This is a genomic window from Emticicia fontis, assembly GCF_054779675.1.
On record NZ_BAAGXU010000062.1, the window covers coordinates 1 to 24,358 of the forward strand.

The following is a 24,358-nucleotide window of genomic DNA, read 5'->3' on the forward strand; positions in this document are numbered from 1 at the left end:
AAAATTAACTATGAACTATAGAAATTATAAAGCATCATACATTTAGAAACATAACCAAATTTTTGAGGTGCATATCAGCATTTCCTGTTATAAAGCAAAACAGACTCAGTTCAAAAAATGAAAGCGAATCCAGACCTGAATTAGTAGAAAATTTGCGAATCGCTCTCCCCACCTTTTCCATTGAACTCCGGTATTTGTGTTCGGTCAATGTTTCTGTCAGCTGACAAAAGTCTTCTACATGTATTTTCTGACCTTTATTTCTATCAAATCTCTTAGTTATATAAGCTAATTCACCGGATTGAAGTCTTATCAATGAATGTGCCGCTGTTTTAATACCGCAAATACCCGCCAGTTTCATGGTCAGATCTTCGTTCTCGGGTAACGATTCGAAAACATCTGATGGAGGCTTCAAGATATAACTGCCCCATAATCCGACAATGGTTAGCCTGCTATGCTTAGTATCTACTTTTTCAATTTCTAATGATAGCTTGGGCTGCACTCCTGTCACAGTAACACTTTTAGCAATAATTTGCTTTGCTATGGCTTTTAAATCAGCTTTAGCCAAAGACAGAACAGGAGGTTTATCTGATCCAAAAAAGGTTCTGGAACATTTGATATGAAAATCATTGGCTTCCTCTTCAAGCGGCTTATAACAGTATAAACACTTTTTCATATCGATTCTATTGTTTTTGGAATGATACTTACAGCGCCAATGCAATCACGACAGGTACTCAGCAACAATCCCATACGGTCACGGGGGTTAACTTTCCAATTCTCAACAGCAATTTCCATTAACCATCCTTCAGGAATCAATCCATCGAAAAAAGAGAATAATACTTGTTCATGAAATGCTTTTTCCTGTAAAGGCAAAGTCAAACTTATAGCCTGAGCTTTCTCCTGTGTAAGATAATCACTATCATATTGAAAATGATACCCGTCTTCATCTTCAAAAATCACACCTGCTAACTGTTCGTAGAAAAACACCTCTCCAGCTCTATTCATCACTCACCTCCTTTCTGATTACTCCGGCTTGGCTGCCAAACATATCCAGAACCTGATTTACCTTATCAAGCCTGAGGGTGGTTTTCCCTTGTTCCAACTCGCGCAAGAAACGAAGCCCCACCCCTGCTTTATGAGCAAGTTCTTCCTGTGTTAATTTTACACTTCTACGTTTTTGTTTAACAAACTCACTGATTGGATTCATAATATTCATACCTTAACGGGTATAAATATAACTATTTTTAAGTAAATATACCTTTTAGGGTATAAAAAATATAATCATCCCACAAAAAAGCTTATTCCCTCCTACCTTCTACGACATAAGTAACCAACAACACTACTAAAAGAGTTTGCTTTTACCCTACTACCTCAACAACCGTTTGCGTCAATGATACGAACAAGATTTCTGAATTACAGACACAAGGTAATAAAATCATTTATCAGGCTTGTAAATAGAAATACCTTAACTTTAGATAGAAATTTGACTACTTTCTTATATATTTGCGCCAAATATCTTCTACTTGAGAAAATCGATTGCTATATTACTTCTGTTTTCGGTAATGGTCAGACCCTTTACTCAGGTATACTATTTAATTGATTATACGCTCCGACAAAACTATATCGCCAATGTTTTGTGCGTGAATAAAAACAAACCTCAATTAAATTGTAACGGTAAATGCTATCTGGCCAAACGTCTGAAAGCTGTAGAAGAAAAAGAAAAACAGGCGGGCCATCAGGCTTTTGAGAAATTCGAATTGCCTATCATTATCTGTGAAGAAATATTTCAGCCAAGTTTTGCCTATATTCATACGCTTCAACCCAAGCCAATACATACTTACAATTTCCATTATTCTACTCAGTATATCAATCGTTTTTTCCGTCCACCCTGTCTGAGCTAATCTTTCTTTTTACTATTTGCGCCGGAATCTCTGAATCTCCGTCAAGTTCTTATGCGTTTTTATTAGGATAGACCTAAAACCGCATTCCTTAACCAAGGTCAGCTTCCTGGCTCAAAGGCTTGTTTGCGCCCATGCAAAGTTTTGCATGAAAAATAACTCTTATCACATTTTCATTTAGGTTAAAACTTCGCTCAAATACCTTTTGGCGGAAACCTTGTGCTATATTCTTATTAACGCCTGATAAAAGAGCTTGAATAATTGCAAAAAAATAGGGACCTTGTTCGTTTGTGGCTTGCTGATGGTGCGGGTTATGATAGCTCCTATTATCTATTTTAAGTATGAGTTTAATAAAGAATACATTATTAAGAATTATTGTGTAAATAAAAATCGTCCGCAACTCCATTGTGATGGAAAATGCTATTTAGCCAAAAAATTAAAAGCTGCCGAAGAGCGAGATAACCATCAATCGAAAGTTAACTCCTATAAACTGTTATTTGAGTTATTCCACCGTTGTCAAAATTGTGATGTTTTAAAGACATCTAAAGTCATTTTACCTCCAATCTTCAACTACACTTACTTAAACAATTATTTTTTATCACCCACTACTTCAATTCTGAAGCCACCACAGCTTTAGGAATCTCATATACGTAAATTTCTCTCTTTCGTATTCATCCATTCTTAAGAATTGGGAAAAATACGTGCGTATTTATGTTTTACCTAAGTCAATCAGAAATGAAAAAAATATTATATATCATACTATCCATTATCTCTATCAATTTAAGTTTTGCTCAAAAGTTAATTAAAGGAAAAATCTACGATGCCAATACAAAAGAACCGGTTGTCGGGGCAACTGTAAAAGCCGAAAACACCACTGTTGGAGCAATAACAGATATTAGTGGAGCTTTTGAATTGAAAGTCAACGCTACAAAATTAGTTATTACAAACATTGGTTATGAAACCAAAACTATTGATGTAGTAGAAGGGAAAAGTCTTTCAATATCGCTCGAAACGGCATCTGAAGATTTACAAACGATTGTTGTAACTGGAAATCGTGAAGCTAGTTTGCGTACCGAAACGCCCATTGCAATATCGAAAATTACGCCTAAACAAATTGACGAAGCCAAAGCAACATCTGTGTATGAGGTAATCAATAAAACCCCGGGTGTAATGATGGTAAACCTCAATAATGAACAGCACATGATGGCAATCCGCCAACCTATGACAACCAATGCCTACTATTTGTATCTGGAAGATGGTGTGCCGATTCGCCCGATGGGAGTTTTCAATCACAACTCATTGCTAGAAATGAATCAATTTACGGTAAGTTCTATTGAAGTAGTAAAAGGACCGGTTTCTTCTATCTACGGACCCGAAGCAGTTGGTGGTGCTGTTAATTTTGTTTCGCAACGCCCAACGGCAGTGCCAACAGCACGTGTAGGTGTACAGTTCGACCAATGGGGTTATCGTAGAGTACAATATGGGGCAGGGGCAACGATTGGCAAATTTGGTATTTATCTGGGTGGCTTGGTAGCAGAGCAAAAAGATGCCTGGATGACCAGTTCGGATTATACAAAAAATGCGCAATATGCCCGCTTAGAATATCAGATTTCACCTAAAGCCCGTCTTATTTATACATTGTCTTATGCAAAGTACAACTCTCAAACGAGTGGTAGTGTAGACAGCGTTGCGTTCTATAATCGTCAGTATATTAGTACAACCGATTTTACTTACCGCAAGTCTTACTCGCTTCGCACACGCCTCACTTTTGAAAAAGATTGGAGCAACGGCTCTCAGTCATTTATCACTGTTTTTGCCAGAGATAACAAGCATGGGCAAAACCCAAGCTATGGTATTCGTTGGACTTCGGGAGCAACAACTGCTCGTGGAGAAATTAACTCGAATGACTTTAAAAGTTTGGGTGTAATTGCACAACATACGCAAAACTTTAAGTTTTTAAATTCTAAAGCAATCATCGGTACAACCGTTGATTTCTCTCCAAATGATTATTGGTCTTATCAGATTGATTTAGCCGCTCAACTTAGAGCAGATAAAAAATCAGTTGAAAAATATACCATACTAAAGGAACGCCCGGATATTAAAATAGCGGATTATAACGCAGACATTCGCAATACAGCCATTTATCTGCAATATGATTTCGAGCCAGTCAGAAACCTCAGACTTTCGGCAGGGCTACGCTATGATAATATGTCATTCGACTTCGTAAATAATCTTGACATTAATAAAACGACTGGAGAAGCCATCGGAGGTTCTAAAACTTATACCAAAACAACACCAAAACTTGGTTTAACCTACGATTTAGGAAAAGGAAAAGGTTTATATGCCAATTTCTCTAAAGGTTTTGCTCCATCGGGCTTAACGGCTATCTTCCGTAAAAGACCCACTCCGGCACCTAATGGAGACTTGTTTTACTACAATCTGATACCTGCTACATTCAATAACGCCGAATTCGGTGGTTGGGCATCATTACTTAAAAACAAGATTTATGTAGATGCCTCATTCTATCAAATGACCGGCACAAACGAATTGCTAAACATTCGCCAGCCTGACAATTCAACCGATTATCAGGCAGCTGGTAAGACAATTCACAAGGGCATTGAATTAGGCTTAACTTTCAAGCCAGGCAAACAGCTAATGTTCCGTGCGGGTGGTACTTATTCAATTCATCGCTATGTTGAGTTCATTTTAAGTCAAAAAGATTCTGATGCCTTGAAAGACGTGAATGGTAAAGATATGCCTTCTGCACCACGTTGGCTGTGGAACGCTGAATTAAGTTATTATCCTGCCTGGTTGAAAGGTTTCCGTACTTCAGTTGAATGGCAGCACGTGAGTAAGTGGTATCAAAACCAGATTAATACCATTTCTTATGATGGATATGACCTGGTAAACTTCCGTGCAGGGTATCAGTGGAAAGGCATTGAAGTTTATACAAACATCATGAACTTGACTGATGCACTATATGCAACCAATGCTACCCGTGGTAATGCTGCAACCGACCGTTCGACTTTTACGGCTGCGGCTCCACGTACGTTTGTTATGGGTATTCAATACAATTTTGTAGGTAAAAAGTAATCGTCAACACAAGAACACGCAAGATTTTGAGGAGAGTCTTGCGTGTTCCTGAAAACAGCATTGATATGAAAAATAAAATTAGTAAAAACATTTATCCCTGGATTGTAAAATGGCATTTTATCGGCGGCATAATCTCAGCCCCCATTGTTATTTTACTGGCAACTACTGGCTTGATATATTTATTTAAAGATAAGTATGAAGCACCTCAAAAGGCAGCTCTTACGCATATAGAACAAAAAACTGAAAACAAAATGAGTTTTCAAGAACAATGGCAACTGGCAAAAAAAGAGTGGAAAAAAGTACCTTCAGGCATGATTGTTCCACAATCAGATAACGAGGCTACAGAATTTATATCAGGTAAATTTTCTCATAAATCCCATTTGTATATTGATCCTTTCGGCCAAAAAGTTAAAGGATCCATAAATATCAATGAAACTGATATGTATAAAGTCCGGAAACTTCATGGAGAACTTTTGCTGGGCAGCTATGGCACCAAGGTAGTTGAGTTAGTAGCCAGTTGGATGGTAGTGTTGATCATCACAGGCCTTTATCTTTTTTGGCCAAGAAGCGGTGGTATCAAGAGTTTTTTCAGCGTTCGTACCAACCAATCAAAACGTATATTATTTAGAGACATACATGCACTTGCAGGTTTTTGGTTCTCATTTTTACTATTGCTTGTTTTAGCAGGTGGATTACCCTGGACAGATGTTTTTGGCAAAAGCTACCAATGGGTTCAGAAAGTAACCAATAGTGGTTATCCACGTACCTGGGAAGGTAACGGAATAAAATCTACTCCTGTTGGCGAACCTCTGGCATTGGATGAAATAGTACTTAAAGCCAAAGCCATGAACTTAGATGGTACAACTATTATTGAATTACCGGAGAGCCCTACAAGTGTGTATAGTGTATATAATGAAACCACGAACCTGAGTGCTATGGAGAAAATTCACCTTGACCAATATTCCGGAGAGGTTCTGAAAAAAAATACATGGGCGGATATAGGCTTAATGATGAAAAGCAGGCAGTGGGTGATGGCATTTCATCAGGGAGAGTTTGGACTATGGAATTGGCTGTTAATGATATTTATAGCCTCAGGTCTTTTGCTATTAAGCATTACTGCAATTGCTACTTACTTCTTTAGAAAAAAAACAGGTTCATTAAGTGTACCAAAAGTTCCAAAAAACCTAAGCCCAGGTATGGCATTAATAATAGCAATTTTTGCCTTAGGTGTAATATTACCACTGTTTGGCCTTAGCGTATTACTCATATTCTTAATTGATAAATTCAGGTCTAAACAAAGTGTGGCTTAGATAAGGATAACAAAAATCTATAGTGGCATTGGTACAATTCCAGAGATGCACACCCGGTTTAAAATCTCTTTAACTCTATTCCTATGAAACACTTTGAAAATTTGCCAACCGAACATCAGAATAAATTGAAAAGCATTCTGCTTTATACAATCCGAACGATTCAGATTACACTGATTTGTTTGGTGCTTATAATCATTGCTATCATCATTTACTCACTTTAATTCAAATAGACAAAACCGCACACAGTCTATCAGACCTGGCTGTTTTACTAAAACAAAAAATAAATGAAACGAATAATAGTACTTACATTTAATATCCTGATAATGAGCAATGTATTTGCTCAATCGATCAAAGGAACAATCAAAAACCAAGTTGGTGAAGGGGTTGTTGGAGCAACGATTGCGATATTGAATACCCCAAAAGGAGCCATTACAGATAAAAACGGTGCTTTTGAAATTGCCTTATCAACAGGAAAATACAATGTTTCGATTTCAGCCATTGGTTATGCTTCACAAATCCAGAATGTGGAGGTAAACGGTATTACAACTTTAGATTTAACCCTAAAAGAAAGTTCACAGGATTTGGGAGAAGTAGTAGTAACCGCTGATAAAATCGAAACTAATCTGCAAAAAACGCCATTGGCCATCACTTCTCTAAACGCCAAGAAAATCGAAGAATACCGCATTTGGAGTATTACTGACCTCACAGCCTTAGCTCCTAGCACATTTACGGTTGAACACGGCAATAGTGTGGGGTCAAATTTTTTAAATATTCGTGGTGCGATGGGTTTTTCAAATGACCAGGCCGTGGCAACCTACGTAGATGGCGTTTATCAGTTTGATTATTTTTCGGCACCACTCAACTTTAACAATATCGAAAGAATTGAAATTTTGCGTGGCCCACAAGGTACACTCTACGGTAGAAATGCCTTTGGTGGGGTGCTTAACATTATTACCAAAAGACCCACAAACAAAACCAGTGGATTTGCTGAGGTAGATTTGGGAAATTATGGACAACAACGTTATAGTGTGGGTTTCAATACGCCACTTATCAAAGATAAATTGTTTATGAATGCGGGTTTGCAATCGAATAATCGTGGGGCTATTTACTCGAACCCAACACCTGAAACCAAATATATTGACAAGCACAACACTTACAACGGAAATGTAAATTTAAAATACATTGCTTCAGAAAAACTGACTATCGACTGGAATACAAGGTACGAAAATAATAAAGACCAGGGAGCTTATCCGTGGTCGGGTACAGACAGTGCTGCCCGAGCTACCCCTTTTACGGTTTTTGGAAATTGGGATAATACCGAACGTAGAACCAATTTCAATACTTCTTTGGCAGTAAAATACTACCATAGAAACTTCAATTTTACTTCTATCACTTCATTGGTCGATTACCATATTTGGCTTCCTGGAAGATTCGATTTTGACTTTGGCCCTGCTCAACTCATTAGCTTTACTACCTTGTCAAAACAAAAACAGTGGACACAGGAGTTACGCTTTTCATCTCCTGCCAATGCCAATAAGTTTAAATGGACGGCTGGCTCGTTTCTATTCGGTGAAAAATCAAAGAACAGTAGTACGACCTATTTCGACCAGGATTATGCGCTATTCGACCCCAACGCTCCTTATGGCTCGGTTGGTAATGGAAAAAGAAACGCTTATGGTATAGCGTTTTATGGGCAAGCTACGTATGCCATTACTCCAAAATTTGATGTTGTAGTCGGAGCAAGATATGATATTGAACGCCGTGAGCTAACGCAAAATTCAGCATTTGAAAAAAGTGGTATAATAACACCCTTAACAGCCGATAGCACAGCGAAGAAAACCTTCAACGCATTTACACCAAAAGTTATTCTGAGCTATAAACTGACCGATAACTCGATGATTTATGCCTCTTATGCGAAAGGCTTTAGAGTAGGTGGGTTTAATTTCGGCAATAAACAAAACCCGACTTACAACCCCGAAAAATCGGACAATTATGAGCTTGGATTAAAGAATAGTTTGTTCTATAACAGTCTGAAATTAAATCTGACGGCTTTCTATTTTCAACAAAAAGACCAACAAGTATCAACCTCTCAGGATGGTATAAACTATGCCTCACTGAATGTGGGTGATATGGATAATTATGGATTGGAGTTGGAGGCATCGGCACTTCCAATCAAAAACCTGCAAATAGACTGGACAGCAAGCACCTCGCACAGCGAATATAAAAGATTAGAATTATTTGATGCAGCAACCAACTCCGTAAAAGATTACAAAGGCAACAAAGCGATTAATAATCCCGCTTTACAATCAATGTTTGCGGTTCAATATGGCATACCTCTTTCAAAATCTGCTAAGAACGTAAAGGCATTTATCAGAGGCGAATACCGATACATTGGAGAATACCAGTTAGATTTTGTAAATGCGTTTCAACAGCGTGCTTATGGCATGTTCAATGCCCGAGCAGGTGTTACGAGCAACCATATAGATATTGCCTTTTGGGTTCGTAATCTAAACGATGTACGCTATATGGCTTATGGCTATGGCTCTTACATGATGGGCACACCACGAATGGCAGGAATTACATTGACTGGAAAGTTTTAGTATTTCAATCAGGCAGAAGGAGTAAAGCCCTTCTGCTCTAATCAAAGCAAAATCATGAAGAGGAATTGGCTATATTTTATTGCTTTACTTACATTGTTGCCATTGAAAAACTTGCAGGCACAAACACTGGAATTCAACAACAAGAAAATTCATTTTCAATGCCCGCCCTGCCAGATGGAGTGTGATACTGTTCACTTTTCAGAGCCAGGCACTTGTCCTACCTGTGGGATGACCCTTTTTGCTGCCTATCAGGGCTATGAAAACAAAGAGGGCTTACATGGAAATAGTTGCAATAAAAAAGTGGCTGTTATTATTTTCTCAGGTGTAGAAATCATTGACTTTACAGGCCCCTGGGAGGTTTTAGCCGCAGCCGGAATGCAGGTGTATTCTGTTTCGGTTAATGATGCAACGGTGGCAACAAGTATGGGTCTTAAAATAAAGCCTGATTATACCTTTGAAAATGCGCCTGCCCCTGACATAGTTCTGATTCCCGGTGGAAATTTAAATCCGTCTGAGAAAACAATAACTGACTGGATTCTGAAAATGAGCAAACAAACAGAACATCTCATGTCAGTCTGCAATGGTGCGTTTTATCTGTCTAAAGTAGGCCTTTTAGATAATCTTACCGCCACTACCTTTTATTCTGCCATCGAAAGATTAAAACAAATTACGCCTAAAGCAATTGTGGTAGATTCAGTAAGATATGCCGATAACGGTAAAATAATTACCGCAGCCGGACTTTCATCCGGAATAGATGCGGCTTTTCATCTGGTTTCAATGTATTTAGGAAAAGCGCAGGCAAAAAAGCTGGCTGTCGAACTGGAATATAACTGGCAAGAAGAACAGCAATTTGTCAGAGGAAAATTGGCAGACAAATATGTGCTGGACATTTTGAATGTACTGATTCCTTTTGATTATGTGCTTACCAACTATAACGGGAATGAAGAGCAATGGCAGGTTTCAGCCAATGTAAAAGCCACAATACCAAAAGATGAATTGCAGAATCTTTTCAGAATTCAACTGGAGCAGGCAGCAGGTTGGCAAAAAACAGAAATTGAAAATAAATGGACAAAAAAGGATAGAAATAAAAACTGGTTCTCGACTATTCAGATTCATCAAACTGAATCAAATATGCTTGAGGTTAGATTCAGTATTTCACACCAATAAGATAAATCATAGTTGATAAATATCTCTCTGTTAAACAAAACCCGATATGAAAAAAAATCAATTGTATTTACTCATGTTTCTTTGTTTCCTGATGCCTGTCATGGCATTTACTCAGGAAAAACCTGAAAGTGAAAAGGAGCAATCAAAATTAAAGCAAAAAATGGAAATGATGAAAATCCTGATGACTAAGCCCAAGGAGAATATCAAAACCATTGGCGTATATGTGTATGACGGCTTTAATACGCTGGATGCCGTAGGCCCTTATCAGGTTTTATCGCAGCTCATGAAGGTAGATATATTCTTTGTTGCCAAAAACAAAGGGCTCATCAAAAATCAGCGGGGATTAGAAGTGAATGTTACCAAATCGATTGCCGATGTACAGCAGTTAGATATTCTGGTGATTCCGGGTGGTGCAAAAGAAACGTTTCTTCAGACTCAGGATACTGAGGTGCTGGATTGGATAAGAAAAATAGACAAAAACTCTGTCTATACAGCAAGTGTATGCACAGGTGGCTGGATTCTGGGAGCCACAGGACTATTGGAAGGTAAAACAGTTTCCTGCAATTGGTATCGTGCTGATGAAATCATGAAAATGTATGGCGCAACCTATCGGCCCGAACGCTACGTGCGAGATGGTAAATACTGGACTTCGGCAGGGGTATCCGCAGGTATTGATATGGCATTAGGCATGATGAATGAACTGATGGGTGAAAAATACACCAAAGGCGTGATGCTTGATCTGGAATATGACCCAAAGCCTCCTTATGATGCAGGTTCTGTTGCTAAAACAGATAAAATTGTGGCTGACATGATGCTTGAAATGTATGATATGGGTATGCAGTCTTTGTTTAAAGAAGAGAAACAAAAAAGAGAGGCCGCCTTGAGAGATAAACAAGTAAATGAAGGCAAATGGCCTGAGTTAGATGATTATCACATCACTATGTCGCAGACTTTTCATCCTGCTGAAGAGGGTAACCTGAAGCCACTTTATATTAACGCCTCCGTATTGGCTACCAAAGCTACCCTGTTGAAAAAATCGGTAATTCCGGCAAAGTTTCAAAAACCGGGTGTAGAAGAATCCATTGCCCTTCTTGAAAAAGAATCAATTGCTCTGGCAAAACTGGTAAAAAAGAAAAAAACAGAGGAAGAATTAAAGAAGGCCATTTTTGCACTGCATGACCGCTTTCATGAGGTAATAGAGAAGTGCCATCATTAGGACAAGCGTACTAAATAAGATAAAAAACATTATTTATTTCTACTCAACTAATGTAACCAAGCTTGAATGTAGCGAAATCTTTTAATCATTTCCGATTTCAAGACTTAAATTCGAAATAGTTAGAGTCTTCTGTCTGTATAGGTTTATATATAAATTCTTCCGATATAAGTTAGTATGATTATCATAAATAATTTAAAAATGAATACGAGATTAAAACAAATATTAATATTCTTTTCAGTAACGTTTTTGTCAGGCAGTAGATTATATGCACAAAAGGTTACTGCTCTGCCAGAAGTTGTAGTTATAGCAAAACCTCTGATAGAAGAAACAAAAGTAGATTCATTTGCCTCAGTATCGGCTGTTATTTCTAAGGCCCAGATACGGGATTTGAATGCTATCGATCTGGCCTCAGCACTTCGCCGTACTCCCGGAGTTCAAATAGCACGCTATAATCCGGTAGGCGCTTTCGGTGGAGACCAAGGTGGTGCTGTTTTTATTAGAGGAATGGGCGTAAGTCGACCCGGTAGCGAAATCAAGACCTACATAGATGGACTTCCTTTTTACATGGGTCTCTGGAATCACCCGTTATTAGACCTTTTGCCAATTAACGCAGTTCAGAATGTCACAGTCTATAAAAGCCCTCAACCCCATATTAACGGGAATAATTTTGCTTCAATTAATCTAACAACCTTCAATTCTGTTGCCGATAGTATTAAAATTGAAGGTAGCGGAAGAATTTCTGCAGGTTCGTTCGGTACTTTTGTAGAGCAGGTATATCTTGCCGGTAAAGCTGGCAAAGTAGACTACAATATAGCTCAGGGCTTTGCCCGTTCAAACGGTCATAGGCCAAACGCAAATGGGGAACTTAAAAATATTCTGGCAAACGTAGGTATTCATTTAAGTTCAAGCTGGCGCACAGAATTTAAGTTTTTATATGTCAACAATAAAGCCAGCGACCCGGGTGATGCACGGACTACACTGCCAGCAATAGCGCCACAGTATAACACTGAAGCAGGTATGTTTTCTATTGGCCTAATTCATCAGTATCAAAAACTCAGAGGAAGGTTACAGATTTATACTAATCAAGGCATGGGTTCGTGGTTAGATTTGCCCGCACCAGATGGTAATACCATTTCTCACTTTAAAACAAGTGGCTTACATTGGAACGAATCAATAAACCCTTGGAAATTAGCTAATTTAATAGTCGGCCTGGACTTTGATTACTGGCAAGGTTCAGCCGATTTTGAAAGAATCGCTCCTGCACCTCAAACAACTTATAATGCTCCGGATTTTAGTATAACGTCTCCTTATCTGGCTTTAACTCAAGCTCTTTTACTTAATGACAAATGGCAACTAAGACCATCTGTAAGCCTCAGATATTATAGCCATAATAAATTCGAATCCAGTTTTGCCCCACAGGTTGGCATAAGCCTTAAATCTAATGTATTCACTCTATTCGGAAATTTATCAAAAGGTATTAATTACCCGGGACTGGAAGCTCCGCTTTTATCTTCATTAATAGCTCCCTTAGGAGATAGTTGGAAGCTATTAAAACCGGAGGAAGTTAATCATCTGGAAGTGGGCATAAAATGGTCGCCGGTTGCAAATACTGATTTAGACATAAATTTATTTCAAGACAAAGTTAAAAATCGTTATGTATTCGGCTTCCCACCTAATGTACCTCCACCTCCTCAGTTTATAAACCTAGAAGATTACCAAATTCAAGGTTTAGAAATAGGTTTAAGACAAGTTTTTGCAAAACAATGGCAAGTTTTTACAGGAATAACACTACTCGATCCTACTATCTCAAACCTTCCCTACGCACCTAAAACTGCAGTTACTTTAGGTATCAATGGAAGAGTTAAACGCCTGAGAATAGTTTTTGACGGACAATACCAATCAGCAACGTGGGCACTTAACAGAACGCGCTCAGCTGGTGATATAAATGGCGAACGTGTAAGTGGATTTACTGTAATCAATACGCGAATCTCTTATAAACTACCAATATTAGGCCAACAAGGTGAGATATTTACTGCTATCGAAAACCTATTTAATACAAGTTATGCTTATCGCCCTGGTTATGTGATGCCTGGACGCTGGATACAAATTGGTGTATCTGCAAGTTTTGCTAAAATTGGTTTAAAATAATTTTTCTTTCAAAGACATCATTTGAATTTCTCTCATAGTCTTTTAAAAGGCTATGAGAGAAATAAGTACTTTAATCATTTGCATTTTGAAAAGTATAACAGGAGCTTGAATAAACCGACTTAATGATTCAGGGAATTATCTGCTAAATAATGAGTTAGTTTAAAAAAGGTAACTCTTCAGAAATAATTTCAACGACAGTATCATACATAATAATATGCAAAGCATAGAAGAATTAAAAGTATACGGGCTACAGCTATTTGGCAAGTATATAAGACAATTTTGGATGGATGACTTAAAGGGGCTACTAGAAAAGTTTCCGGATTTGGAATCATCGCACAAACAAGATTTTTATATGCTTATTACTATAGAGCATGCTGAGGGTGAAATGCTCATCGACAATCATAAAATACGCTTAGACGAACCGAAAGTGATTATGGTTAAACCTCGTTGCATAAGTAGCATTGATATTAACAGGCAGGCAAAAGGTAAGATAATTTGTTTCACCGAAGATTTCTTTTCATTACGATATAATAGTAATGTATTATACCAGTTTTCCTTTTTAAAACTAACCATCAAACCTTATATCAGGCTATCAAATGAAAAAAAAATCCGGTGGGACACTTTAATAAATCTGATACACGAAGAGTATAAATCAGGCCAAAAGGAATATACAAAAGTATTAAGGTCTTATTTAAATATTCTTCTTTTTGAAGTAGAAAGGCTGATGAATCCGAATGGATTAATGTTTAAGAAAAACCATAAGCAAGAGAAAGTACATCAATTTGAGGCATTGATTGATAAACAGTTCAACAAAGAAAAACTACCTTCAGCTTATGCAAAACAGTTAAATGTAAGCCCCAATTACCTTAATAAAATTTGTAAGGAAGAAACAGCACAAACAGCGGGAGAAATGATAAGAAAAAAAATCACAATAGAAGCTCAGCGATTACTACATTATACCAGTTTTTCCATCAACGAAATAGCCGATAAGTTAGGATTTGAAAGTAGCTCCTATTTTATTACCTTTTTTAAAAAACAAACCGAATCAACACCAGAACAATTCAGAAAAATACAGAATTGAAAAACAAAATTAACAAATTGAAAAATATTATATTCGGATATAAAAAACTAAATAAAGATATGATTTAGTACAACCCTCACTAACGAAAATCTAAACCTTCCGCTTTTTAATTTTTAGCTTCCATTGCCGTTTCTAATCAATTTTGCATCCAAATTAAATCTGATTAGAAATGGATTTCCCAATGTTTCACCTAGACTGGCTCAATGATCGCTTCCTGATAGCTGCGATAGCCATTTTGCATGTATTTATCAATCACGGTCTAGCTGTTGGATTCATCCCCTATATTACATGGTTAGAGCAAAAAGGCGTGAAAAACGCACCAAGCGATCAAATAACTGATTTAGCCTGGGACAATTTTGTTTATAATAAAATGAAAGTTGCCTTTATCATAACAACCACCATAGGTGCGATGACCGGTGTTGGTATATGGTTTTCAGTAGCATTGGTAAGTCCTTCTTCCATCGGTAGTCTCATTCGGGTTTTCTATTGGGCCTGGTTTACTGAATGGCTTGTTTTTGTTACGGAAGTTATACTAATACTGATTTACTTTCTGACCTGGAAGAATGCAAATACATCTCTGAAAGCTAAGCTCCGTCATATTAAATTTGGTTGGTTTTTATCTATTTTTTCCTGGATAACAATGGCTATCATTGTATCTATCCTGGGTTTTATGATGGACCCCGGTAATTGGAATACCAGTAAAAGCCTGATTAATGGTTTTACAAATCCAATCTATGTTCCTCAACTTTTATTCAGAACCCCTACGGCCATGCTTGTGGCTGGTGTTTTTGGCATGCTACTTACTACTGTTTTTTCAAAAAGAGGAACAGAAATGCGAACTAAGGCCCTTAAATACGCAGGTCAGTGGATTTTAGGATGGCTACCTTTTGTATTACTGGGTGCCACGTTCTACTGGAACGTACTACCCTCTGCGATGAAAGACAATATGAGTGTAGCCATAGGTACACAGGAATTTGCTCAATACTATAATCTTCTGAAATACTTTATTATCGGCACAGCCGCACTTTCCATAGTACTGGCAATTGCTGCATTGCTTAAGCCTAAACAAATAAGGTTTGCCTATGTGTTAATCCCTTGCCTGTTTGTATTTGGTTTTTTAGGAATTTTTGAACGAGTGAGAGAATTTGTCCGTAAACCTTATGTAATTGGTAAATATATGTATTCTAATCTTTTAAGAGAAGAAGATTATCCGCTTTACAAAAAAGACGGGATACTTAAATACGCTACTTATACTACAGTAAATGAAATAACGGAAGAAAATAAAATTGAAGCGGGCAGAAATGTTTTTATGAATACCTGCAGTAGATGTCATACAACTCAAGGTGTTAATTCAATTGTATTTGTATTTGAAAGGATGTACGGTTTTGGCAAGCCATTAGACGAAAATTCTATGGCAGCGTACATCCCCAATATGCATAAAGGGAGAACCTATATGCCCCCATTCCCCGGTAATAAAAAAGAATTAAATGCGCTTGTTGCCTATATCAAAACAGTTCAGCAAACCGGTGAAAGCTTGGAAGGTGCTCAAATCACAGGTATTGTAGTGAACCCTATTAATAGTGCTACTGCTGTTTCTTCAATGTTAGAAAGCAAAAATCAGGAAACAGATAAGCAATTAACCAAAAAATAATATACCATGCTCGATAATATCTTATTGCAAGTAGCTACACCTATTCCTAAAGATATTCCTTTAGACTTGCCCTTGCCGGTCTGGCTTTTAACTGTGCTGCTGGTGGTATCTTTTCTGGTCCATATCATTTTCATCAATTTAATGGTTGGTGGTAGTATAGTTACCCTTTGGGCTCAGATAAAAGGATTGCGGGACAAACGTTTCGATGATTTTGCCCACGAAATCGCCAAAACTATTACTGTAAATAAAAGTCTGGCAGTTGTTTTGGGTATTGCTCCATTGTTGAGCATCAATACGCTGTATACCATTTATTTTTATTCTGCAAATGCACTCACAGGCTTTGCCTGGATCATGATTATCCCATTAGTTACAATTGCTTTTTTACTCACCTATTTGCATAAATATACCTGGCATAGTTTCGAGCATAATAAGAAAATACATATTCTGATCATGGCTTTAGCAGTGGGTATTTTCTTAATCATACCGTTAATATTTCTAACCAATGTAAACCTGATGATGTTTCCTGAAAAATGGGGAACAATAAAGGGTTTTATTAGTGCATTGATGTTACCTAATGTATTTCCTAGGTACTTTGAATTTCTTGGAGCTTGCATAGCCGTAACAGGTCTATTCATCACATGGTACAATAACCGTAAAAACTATCCCTTTGAAATTATTTATAAGAATGAATTCATTCGCTATGATATAAAAAAACTAGGCTATGAAATTGCTTTAGTTGGGTTATTCTTACAAATATTCTTCGGAATAATCGTCCTATTTACTTTACCATCTAAAGGAATAACGTATGATATAATAGGCCTAATGATAGGTGCTGGGTGCTTATTGGTTCTTGCGTTGTGGTTTAGCTATCAATCTATAGTAGGTAAAAGAGAAAATATAGACATTCACTTCAAAAAAATTGCTTTTTCTATCTTTGTTTTTATGATTTTCTACGGGGGTAGCCGACAAATGTATAGGAGCAACGCTTTGGTTAAGCACCAGCAATTGGTAGCAGCACACACTAAAGAATTTCAAAGATTGAGCAAGGAAGCAAGAGAAAATCCGATAGCCGAAAAAATGGAAGAATCAGAAATAGACCCATCACTGGGAGAAGTAGCCAAAGGCGCCGCCATTTTTAAACAAAACTGTTCAGCATGCCATCAACAAAATGAAAAGTTGGTCGGCCCGCCAATTACAGAAATGGTTTCCATTTATTCAAACAATATTGAGGAGTTAAAAAATTGGATAAAAGCCCCGGGTAAAAAAAGACCAGACTACCCACAAATGCCTGCTTTTGCTCAGCTATCAGACGAAGACAGAACCGAAGTAGCCAAATATATTCTATCAATTAAATAAAATTTAACAGCATGCAAACAACATCAATTTTCGTCGCTCTTACTTTGGGTCTAATTGTTTTAATTTCCAAAATAACAATTGATATTTATTCGCTACTTATTGTTTTAAGGAAAGACAAGAAATTACTCAAAGAAGAGAATAAGTTAGAAAAAAACTATCAATTTATAAAAGGGCTCTATTAATAATAAGTAACTATTTGGAGCTTGTTATTAATAAAATGTTGTACTTGCATAAAAATATGCAAGTGTAAAAATTGCTTGTCAAACAGGTATTCTGAGAACATAATATCTGTTTGGTATGAGTATCATTCTTTGAATATTTAATTTTAAACAAGTTCAATAAATAATTCTTAAAGCCACTTTATTGAATTGTAAAAATTCAGAAATTCTTGGCATGGTTTAGCCCATATTGGGGTAAAAACTTTAGCTCGCCCTCTCCTAGGTTCTGATATACCGGAAGTCTGTAAGAAATACTTAGTTCTTTTGAGTTTCTGTTTTACTATTTAATAATACTTGTTGATTGGAATTATAAGGCGGGAAAGCCATAATCTGCCGGGTTTTAACGGTACAAAATCTTGCCTATAATTGAGTTGTTTGAAAAGTCTCACGGGTTTTCAGTAATACATTATTCAGATGCGATTCAAAGCTACGGTATCTATACCGAAGCCCTATAAATTGGATTCCTGCACGGATGCCATCCCCACAAAGGCCCCCCCATTTGCAGAGCCACAAATATCTCAGGCAAGCACATCAAACCAAATGATTACCAAAAATAGAAGGAATACTTTTTTTTATATCTTTTATTTACAAATCGTTATTTCACTTTCACAGCAGACCTTCAGAATTTCTCTTTTTTTTATATTTGCTTTTAACTCATCCGCATCATAGCCAATTGAAACAATGTACTGTTTCAATTTTTCAGGACTGGTTTTAGAAGCATCGTAAGAAACCTGGATAGTTTCTTTTATCCAGTCAACCTTAACATCCTTTACACCTTTTTCGAAATAAATGCTTTTGCCTAACTTATATTGACAGACATTACAAATGCGTCTGGTCTTAATAGTACAATTGGGTATCTTGTCATTCCCAACAGCCAAAAGGCCGGACAACGTAAAAGTGAATGTAGAAATGAACTTTTTGCGATTCATTTTCTTACATACTTGTCAGGTTCTTTATCAAATCTTTCTTTACAGTTTTTTCCGCAAAAGCCATGTTGCTTTTCTTTATACACACTCACCAGCGTTGTTCCTTTTTTCACTTTCATGCCACAAACAGGGTCTTTGCCATCTTTATCCAGCGTTTTATTCTCTTTCTGTGCTGCACCTTTTGTAACTGGTTCCTGTGCATCAGCTTCATAATAGTAAAAACCTAAAGCGAACAAAACAATGTATTTTTTCATCATTTTAAAATTTTTGTTTGTATATCATTGCAATTTACACTTACAGAAGTATCATTAACAGTATCACTCAGCCATTTGGCATCTGATTTCAGACATTCGTTGAAATAAAGCACTTTATCATTAACTTTAAATGAGGCAATCAGAACATATAAGTGCGCTGATAGTTCATCAAAATAATCCAATTGGTGTGCATAGAAATTCTCTCCCTCAATAATACGTTTGGCATCAATAAAGAGTTTTTGCTGATAATTTTCAAAGAACCCTTTCTGGGCTGTATCGGAGATACGAATCCTGTTGAGGGTTTTAATAAAGGTTCTTGCTGCATCAGCTGCCTGCACACTGTTTTTTATTTCAATCGCCGATTTAATTGACAAATAAGCATCAATACTCTTATTGAATAATACTCTTGTTGACACATCGCTTATTCTGAAATCCTTCAGATCAGCGTCAATATTCTTTCTCGGAATTTCATTGACAAGGGTACTTTCTGAAAATGATGCATTTCGTATAAAGTCCTCGTCATCTAGTGTTTTCAGAAAGGCAATAATCTTTTGTTGTTCATCAGCATTCAGAGGAATGCCCGGTTTACCGTCTTTTTCAAGTAAAACATCTAATGTTGGAGATTTTACAACTTTAGAGGTATAATGTTCCAATACCTCTTGTAGCGTTGCAAATCTGCCATCGTGCATATAAGGTGCCGAATAAGTCAGATTCCGAAGCGTAGGCACTTTAAATTTATACCTATCCGTTTCAAGCCTGGTTACTTCAAATCGACCTTTGTCCTCTTCACTCATGAACAATCCGTTATTTCTGAACGAAAAATCTGTGAATAGGTCACCTGAATGGCAGGAGGCACATTTCTGCTTAAACAATGTTAGCCCTTCCATCTCTGTCTCTGTCAGCTTTACCCCCTCATTTCTAACATAGCGGTCATATTTGCTATTAGCCGAAACCATAGTTACCATAAATTGCGAAAGCGCCTTCAAGAGTCGTTCTGAGTTGATTTCACTGGTACCGAATACTTTCTCAAACATACGAGGGTATAGTGTGGATGTACGCAATTTTTCAAGTACATTTTCAAAAGACTCGTCCATCTCTACCGGATTGGTGATGGGCATTACCGCAAAGGAATCCAGATCAGATACACTCCCATCCCAACCAAAACTGTTAGCCCATGCCAGATTAAATAAAGGCATGGCATTTCGTTTACTTAACCGGTCATTTACCCCATGACTCAGCACATGGCCATGCTGGGTAAATCCGGCTGATTGTTGATGGCAGCTACCACAACTAATGGTATTATCAGATGAAAGAAGCGCGTCATAGAATAACGTTTTGCCCAATTCTACTCCGGCTTTAGTAATTGAGTTACGGTCAAAATGATAATCAGGTTTTGGGAAATTATCAGGCACTGAAAAAAGTGTCGGCTCAGAAATGCTCCTGAACGATAAAAAAGCAATCATGACTGATATGAATCCTATTTTAAGCCTGACTTTCATTTGGTTAAAGCATCTATTCTTTCTTTAAAATTCTGGTTTGCACTTCTTTACAATTTTTCATTACAAACGGGTCAGCAGGCATATTGCTTAACCAATCCATTTTAAATTCCTGACATTGAGTAAAATACAGGGTTTTCTGATTGGCTTTAAAAGACGCAATAAGAATATACAAATGGTCCGATAAGTCTTTAAAATGGTCTAATTGGTGTTCGGTAGAGTGTATTCCTTCAAGGATATGCTCTGCATCGAAGAATAATTTATCCTGATACTTCCTGAAAAACTCTTTTTGAGAAGCTTGCTGAATATTGAATTTAGATAATACCTTCATCAGTTTTTTGGCTTCACTTCCGGCCAGTTTACTATTATTTGCCTGAATGGCAGTCTTGATTTTCAGATAGGCCTCGACACTCTGGCTGAACAAATCCTGTTGGGTTTTATCTGTAATTTTAAAGTTCATCAAGTCATCGTCAATATTCTTAACTGGAATGGCATTAAGGAGTGACCCCTCAGAAAAAAATGGATTTTTCACAAAATCCTCATCATCCAGGGTTTTCAGAAAAACCATGATTTTTTGTTTTTCATCTGGTGTCAATGCTATCCCCAATCTGCCATCCTTACTCAATTCCTTATCAAGAAAATCTGTTTTCTCAACTTTTGAATCATAGTGTTCCAGCACTTCCTCTAAGGTTGTAAATCTGCCGTCATGCATGTAAGGAGCAGTATAAGACAGATTCCTGAGACTTGGCACCTTGAATTTAAACTTGTCGTTTTCATTCTGATTAACCTCAAACTGTCCAAAGTCATTTTCGCTCAAATGCGCCAAGCCATTATTTCTGAATGAAAAATCAGTAAATAATTCGCCCGAATGGCAAGAAGCACACTTCTTTTTGAATATCTCCATTCCTTCCAGTTCAACTTTAGTAAGCTCTACTCCTTCATAGCGCATATAATGGTCATATCTGGAATTGGCAGAAACCATGGTCAGCATAAATTGAGAAAGTGCCTTCAGAAACCTCTCTGTGTTGATTTCTTCCGTTCCAAAGGCACTTTTGAACAAAGCATGATATTGTGGCGACTTCCGGAGTTTTTCTAACACATTTCCAAGAGACTCATTCATTTCAACCGGATTGGTAATGGGAGAAACGGCAAAGAAATCAAGGTCATGCACACCGCCATCCCAGCCAAAACTGCCAGACCAGGCCAGGTTAAACAAAGGCATTGAATTGCGCTTTGTGAGCTGGTCATTTACCCCATGGCTTAATACATGCCCATGCTGGGTAAACCCGGCCGACTGCTGATGACAGCTACCACAACTAACGGTATTATCTGATGAAATGATGGCATCATAAAACAAGGTCTTGCCCAATTCTACGCCTGCACTGCTAAGTGGGTTACTGTCGAAATGATAAGTCGGCCTGGGGAAATTAGTTGGAACAGAAAAAAGCTCAGGCCCGGTCATGCTTTTAAATGATAAAAAAGCAACCCCTGTTAACAATAAAAATATTTTAACCTTTGCTCTCATGTCTGTTTTTAGTTCATACCCAAAGCATTTTTGCTCTTATCAATACCTGTGGCCAAAGTACCTAAACCTGCAAACGAAAACATGGTTTTATAGTTTTCAGCTATTTTTGCAGAATAAGGGCCACCCATTACAGTCGGATTTTTTGCTATCTCAACATTAGTATCGCCATTCAACAATTTACTGGCATCGGTTCTAATGTTAATCTGAGGCACACTTTTATTGTCTTTAATCCGCAAGGTTTCTCCACCTAAATTAATTGTGGCATAACGAATATTGTTAAGTGTCTTTTTGTTGCCAATGCCTCCAAATAAACCTATATGATACATGAAAATATTGTTTTTTGCAGTAGATTGCTGACTGGTGCCCTCCATTTTGACGAAGATATAGCCTGAATTCCACGCCCAGTACATGTCTTTGGCTTCTCCAGCTACATCCAGACATCCCTTGCGCTGTCCTATTTCAGAGGCACTTCTGACACTATCAATACCTATCAAAAAACTAATACCCGTAAATTTACCTTTCGGAATATTGGTAAGCGTAATAGTTTTGCTTTCTTTATTACTTTCGCGGATCAGGAAGTATGAATCATCTTGGGGAACATCGTATGTTGACCCGTCTTTTCTGATAAGTTTGACATTACTTACATAATACTGAAACAGAGAAATATCGAACTCGTCTCCTGCTGCATTTTTGTATTTTTTATCGTTTAAAACTAATGGCTCATTACCTACAAAGTGGTCAAAATGAATGCTTAGAGAGCCTGTTTTTTGAGCGTTTGCTACCGAAACAGCACAGAATAGAATAAATAGTATTTTTTTCATTGTTAAATTCTTTATCAATTAATTACTACAAAAAGATAATCAACTTAGTTAGCTCCTCCTTATAAGGTGTAGTTGTTTATCATTGATTTGATATAACCACCCAGTCCATAAATCTGAATTAATTACTACCCGTGTAATAGTTCAACTAAGACAAACTACAATTATTGAAAAATAATCGCTTGTCTCAAAATGAAATCAGACTTGTAAAAAATAAGAGAGCTTTTTAGATTAAAGCAGGAGGATGAAATACAGAAGAAAGAGATTCTCTGGTAAATTCAAGTTTATAAGGGTAGTTTCTTGCAGAATATTCTTTAGTTTCAATTACGTTGTCAAACGTAAAGTTATTCAGGCTCTCAAAAGTATTTATCTCTAATAGCTTATAAATAAAATTCTGAAGCGCACTTCGTTCTTCTTTTTCTGTTTGTGCTTGGATCTTTTTTGCTAAAAAGCATTTTCCGTCGCAATGCAATTCGGGTTTATTTCTATTAACGCAGTAATTTTTGATGATAAAATCTTTCCGAAGTTCATAATCAAGGCAAATAAAAGGCACAATAAAAGACTTCACTACTAAGGCCAGTGAAAGAAAAATGAGTGCTATTTGCTTGAATTTGAACATCAATACAAAGGTAATGCATAATTGCTTACCAGATGAGTCTTTTTTAGCTAAACCTGATCAACATCATGTTTTAGTCAATCTATTCTATACAACGAAATTTGACTTTTTTATTGTCATTATAAATAACTTATTTGAAGCCGAAAGTATAGCTGCCCCAATAACTCTGCCAGTCGGCTTCATCAGGTTTACTATAAGGAACCATGTGAACTGTACTGACCATATAGATACCCTTAGGTTCAAAACTAAAGGACACCTTGCCTGATTTATCCGTTCTTAGTTTTCTAAGTTCCGGCTTTTCGATTCCTTTCTGCCATACTAAAACAAGGGCTTTATTTATAGGCTTATTATCAAATAATACCTGAAATGTGAGTGATTGAGTAGTAGTGTACGGATTTTGTTGCGGAATGAGCTCTAAACGCATGCCAGTATTCTGGCGGTAGATTTCATCATGCTTTTTCCCAACTTGCAGCAGCGTCTTGACACAGCGCTGATACATTTCCCGACCTTTTTTATCCAGTGCATTATGGGCTTTCCGCCATGCTAATACGTCATCCAACCCTTCTTCTTTCAGATAGTCATTAAATTTATCGGCTTCCAGTTCTATATGTTTGTTGGTATTATTCAAGGCAATCAAATGATTCCCTTCTTTTTCAAATTTCAAAAAATCGTTCAGTTGCTGTTCATCTAAACTGCCACTGGTATTTCGTTCTCCATCAGGGGTGTAGTGTGTATATTTAGCCACTTTTAATTTTGTAAAATCTATCTCCTCCCCAGTAAATCCTTCTCCCACAAAGAGTTTCAAATGTAATTTTTCGCCTATCTCCAGGAGAAATTTTTGGGGTTCGAGCCAGAACTCATGCGCTATAACCAGTAGCGAAGATATAAAAATCAGACTTAATGTAACAGTAATTTTCTTCATCATAAATGTATCGCATTAAAAACAGGGTACAATCAGGTAGGTTTATTCTCTTTCAGACAAAATTAC

Annotated in this window: 21 protein-coding genes; 10 read left to right on the top strand and 11 right to left on the bottom strand. The window is 37.1% G+C overall.

The genetic code is table 11. The annotated features are described in order from the left end of the window. Positions 1–34: 34 nt before the first annotated feature. The 3 genes from ACYVFA_RS23740 to ACYVFA_RS23750 are packed head-to-tail and all read right to left on the bottom strand — an operon-like array spanning position 35 to position 1,204. Positions 35–673, bottom strand: a complete 639-nt coding sequence (locus ACYVFA_RS23740; RefSeq protein WP_460474353.1) for a HipA domain-containing protein — start codon at positions 671–673, stop codon at positions 35–37. Then, positions 670–1,002, bottom strand: a complete 333-nt coding sequence (locus tag ACYVFA_RS23745; protein WP_460474354.1) for a HipA N-terminal domain-containing protein — start codon at positions 1,000–1,002, stop codon at positions 670–672. The genes ACYVFA_RS23740 and ACYVFA_RS23745 overlap by 4 nt, the downstream gene beginning before the upstream one ends. After that, positions 995–1,204, bottom strand: coding sequence for a helix-turn-helix transcriptional regulator (locus ACYVFA_RS23750; RefSeq protein WP_460474355.1), 210 nt, complete (start codon positions 1,202–1,204; stop codon positions 995–997). Before ACYVFA_RS23750 ends, ACYVFA_RS23745 begins: the two co-directional genes overlap by 8 nt. A 316-nt stretch (positions 1,205–1,520) precedes the next feature. On the opposite strand from ACYVFA_RS23750, the gene ACYVFA_RS23755 reads away from it, so the two are divergent. Beyond that, positions 1,521–1,898, top strand: a complete 378-nt coding sequence (locus ACYVFA_RS23755) for a hypothetical protein (protein WP_460474356.1) — start codon at positions 1,521–1,523, stop codon at positions 1,896–1,898. 88 nt (positions 1,899–1,986) lie between these two features. Here the strand turns inward: ACYVFA_RS23755 and ACYVFA_RS23760 are convergent, their stop codons facing one another. Then, positions 1,987–2,301 (bottom strand): hypothetical protein, encoded by a 315-nt coding sequence (locus ACYVFA_RS23760; protein WP_460474357.1) that lies wholly within the window; start codon positions 2,299–2,301, stop codon positions 1,987–1,989. Between the two features lie 329 nt (positions 2,302–2,630). On the opposite strand from ACYVFA_RS23760, the gene ACYVFA_RS23765 reads away from it, so the two are divergent. The 9 genes from ACYVFA_RS23765 (at position 2,631) to ACYVFA_RS23805 (ending at position 17,517) form a co-directional block, all read left to right on the top strand. Continuing rightward, a complete protein-coding gene (locus tag ACYVFA_RS23765; RefSeq protein ID WP_460474358.1) occupies positions 2,631–4,988 on the top strand; it encodes a TonB-dependent receptor in 2,358 nt (785 codons plus the stop codon). 65 nt (positions 4,989–5,053) lie between these two features. After that, on the top strand, positions 5,054–6,298 hold the full coding sequence (locus ACYVFA_RS23770) for a PepSY-associated TM helix domain-containing protein (protein WP_460474359.1): 1,245 nt from the start codon (positions 5,054–5,056) through the stop codon (positions 6,296–6,298). 284 nt (positions 6,299–6,582) lie between these two features. After that, positions 6,583–8,898, top strand: a complete 2,316-nt coding sequence (locus ACYVFA_RS23775; protein WP_460474360.1) for a TonB-dependent receptor — start codon at positions 6,583–6,585, stop codon at positions 8,896–8,898. A gap of 54 nt (positions 8,899–8,952) precedes the next feature. Continuing rightward, positions 8,953–10,065: a DJ-1/PfpI family protein gene (locus ACYVFA_RS23780; RefSeq protein ID WP_460474361.1), complete on the top strand. Its 1,113-nt coding sequence runs from the start codon at positions 8,953–8,955 to the stop codon at positions 10,063–10,065. Between the two features lie 46 nt (positions 10,066–10,111). After that, positions 10,112–11,281, top strand: coding sequence for a DJ-1/PfpI family protein (locus ACYVFA_RS23785; protein ID WP_460474362.1), 1,170 nt, complete (start codon positions 10,112–10,114; stop codon positions 11,279–11,281). 198 nt (positions 11,282–11,479) lie between these two features. After that, complete coding sequence (locus ACYVFA_RS23790) at positions 11,480–13,429, top strand: TonB-dependent receptor (protein ID WP_460474363.1); 1,950 nt, start codon at positions 11,480–11,482, stop codon at positions 13,427–13,429. A gap of 352 nt (positions 13,430–13,781) precedes the next feature. Further along, entirely contained in the window at positions 13,782–14,510 is a 729-nt protein-coding gene (locus tag ACYVFA_RS23795) for a helix-turn-helix domain-containing protein (RefSeq protein WP_460474364.1), read from the top strand. Between the two features lie 181 nt (positions 14,511–14,691). After that, entirely contained in the window at positions 14,692–16,161 is a 1,470-nt protein-coding gene (locus tag ACYVFA_RS23800; RefSeq protein ID WP_460474365.1) for a c-type cytochrome, read from the top strand. Between the two features lie 6 nt (positions 16,162–16,167). Continuing rightward, complete coding sequence (locus ACYVFA_RS23805) at positions 16,168–17,517, top strand: c-type cytochrome (protein ID WP_460474366.1); 1,350 nt, start codon at positions 16,168–16,170, stop codon at positions 17,515–17,517. Positions 17,518–18,316: 799 nt separating this feature from the next. Here the strand turns inward: ACYVFA_RS23805 and ACYVFA_RS23810 are convergent. From ACYVFA_RS23810 to ACYVFA_RS23840, 7 genes are all read right to left on the bottom strand, one after another. Continuing rightward, positions 18,317–18,664, bottom strand: a complete 348-nt coding sequence (locus ACYVFA_RS23810) for a heavy-metal-associated domain-containing protein (RefSeq protein WP_460474367.1) — start codon at positions 18,662–18,664, stop codon at positions 18,317–18,319. Then, positions 18,661–18,918 (bottom strand): YHS domain-containing protein, encoded by a 258-nt coding sequence (locus ACYVFA_RS23815; protein WP_460474368.1) that lies wholly within the window; start codon positions 18,916–18,918, stop codon positions 18,661–18,663. Before ACYVFA_RS23815 ends, ACYVFA_RS23810 begins: the two co-directional genes overlap by 4 nt. Then, a complete protein-coding gene (locus ACYVFA_RS23820) occupies positions 18,915–20,414 on the bottom strand; it encodes a cytochrome c peroxidase (RefSeq protein WP_460474369.1) in 1,500 nt (499 codons plus the stop codon). The genes ACYVFA_RS23815 and ACYVFA_RS23820 overlap by 4 nt, the downstream gene beginning before the upstream one ends. Positions 20,415–20,427: 13 nt before the next feature. Continuing rightward, positions 20,428–21,936 carry a cytochrome c peroxidase gene (locus ACYVFA_RS23825; protein WP_460474370.1) on the bottom strand — a complete coding sequence of 503 codons (1,509 nt, stop codon included), beginning with the start codon at positions 21,934–21,936 and terminating at the stop codon, positions 20,428–20,430. An 8-nt stretch (positions 21,937–21,944) separates the two neighbouring features. Beyond that, positions 21,945–22,757, bottom strand: coding sequence for an MbnP family protein (locus ACYVFA_RS23830; RefSeq protein ID WP_460474371.1), 813 nt, complete (start codon positions 22,755–22,757; stop codon positions 21,945–21,947). A gap of 223 nt (positions 22,758–22,980) precedes the next feature. Continuing rightward, complete coding sequence (locus ACYVFA_RS23835) at positions 22,981–23,373, bottom strand: hypothetical protein (RefSeq protein ID WP_460474372.1); 393 nt, start codon at positions 23,371–23,373, stop codon at positions 22,981–22,983. Between the two features lie 127 nt (positions 23,374–23,500). Beyond that, the gene (locus ACYVFA_RS23840; RefSeq protein ID WP_460474373.1) at positions 23,501–24,295 is read right to left on the bottom strand and encodes a DUF4198 domain-containing protein; all 795 of its coding nucleotides are present in this window, start codon (positions 24,293–24,295) and stop codon (positions 23,501–23,503) included. Positions 24,296–24,358 lie beyond the last annotated feature (63 nt).

Bases quoted from the DNA above. Each gene is read 5' to 3' on its own strand.
- ACYVFA_RS23740 (WP_460474353.1), bottom strand. From the start codon at position 673: ATGAAAAAGTGTTTATACTGTTATAAGCCGCTTGAAGAGGAAGCCAAT.
- ACYVFA_RS23745 (WP_460474354.1), bottom strand. From the start codon at position 1,002: ATGAATAGAGCTGGAGAGGTGTTTTTCTACGAACAGTTAGCAGGTGTG.
- ACYVFA_RS23750 (WP_460474355.1), bottom strand. From the start codon at position 1,204: ATGAATCCAATCAGTGAGTTTGTTAAACAAAAACGTAGAAGTGTAAAA.
- ACYVFA_RS23760 (WP_460474357.1), bottom strand. From the start codon at position 2,301: ATGGAGTTGCGGACGATTTTTATTTACACAATAATTCTTAATAATGTA.
- ACYVFA_RS23765 (WP_460474358.1), top strand. From the start codon at position 2,631: ATGAAAAAAATATTATATATCATACTATCCATTATCTCTATCAATTTA.
- ACYVFA_RS23770 (WP_460474359.1), top strand. From the start codon at position 5,054: ATGAAAAATAAAATTAGTAAAAACATTTATCCCTGGATTGTAAAATGG.
- ACYVFA_RS23775 (WP_460474360.1), top strand. From the start codon at position 6,583: ATGAAACGAATAATAGTACTTACATTTAATATCCTGATAATGAGCAAT.
- ACYVFA_RS23780 (WP_460474361.1), top strand. From the start codon at position 8,953: ATGAAGAGGAATTGGCTATATTTTATTGCTTTACTTACATTGTTGCCA.
- ACYVFA_RS23785 (WP_460474362.1), top strand. From the start codon at position 10,112: ATGAAAAAAAATCAATTGTATTTACTCATGTTTCTTTGTTTCCTGATG.
- ACYVFA_RS23790 (WP_460474363.1), top strand. From the start codon at position 11,480: ATGAATACGAGATTAAAACAAATATTAATATTCTTTTCAGTAACGTTT.
- ACYVFA_RS23795 (WP_460474364.1), top strand. From the start codon at position 13,782: ATGCTTATTACTATAGAGCATGCTGAGGGTGAAATGCTCATCGACAAT.
- ACYVFA_RS23800 (WP_460474365.1), top strand. From the start codon at position 14,692: ATGTTTCACCTAGACTGGCTCAATGATCGCTTCCTGATAGCTGCGATA.
- ACYVFA_RS23805 (WP_460474366.1), top strand. From the start codon at position 16,168: ATGCTCGATAATATCTTATTGCAAGTAGCTACACCTATTCCTAAAGAT.
- ACYVFA_RS23810 (WP_460474367.1), bottom strand. From the start codon at position 18,664: ATGAATCGCAAAAAGTTCATTTCTACATTCACTTTTACGTTGTCCGGC.
- ACYVFA_RS23815 (WP_460474368.1), bottom strand. From the start codon at position 18,918: ATGATGAAAAAATACATTGTTTTGTTCGCTTTAGGTTTTTACTATTAT.
- ACYVFA_RS23820 (WP_460474369.1), bottom strand. From the start codon at position 20,414: ATGAAAGTCAGGCTTAAAATAGGATTCATATCAGTCATGATTGCTTTT.
- ACYVFA_RS23825 (WP_460474370.1), bottom strand. From the start codon at position 21,936: ATGAGAGCAAAGGTTAAAATATTTTTATTGTTAACAGGGGTTGCTTTT.
- ACYVFA_RS23830 (WP_460474371.1), bottom strand. From the start codon at position 22,757: ATGAAAAAAATACTATTTATTCTATTCTGTGCTGTTTCGGTAGCAAAC.
- ACYVFA_RS23835 (WP_460474372.1), bottom strand. From the start codon at position 23,373: ATGTTCAAATTCAAGCAAATAGCACTCATTTTTCTTTCACTGGCCTTA.
- ACYVFA_RS23840 (WP_460474373.1), bottom strand. From the start codon at position 24,295: ATGATGAAGAAAATTACTGTTACATTAAGTCTGATTTTTATATCTTCG.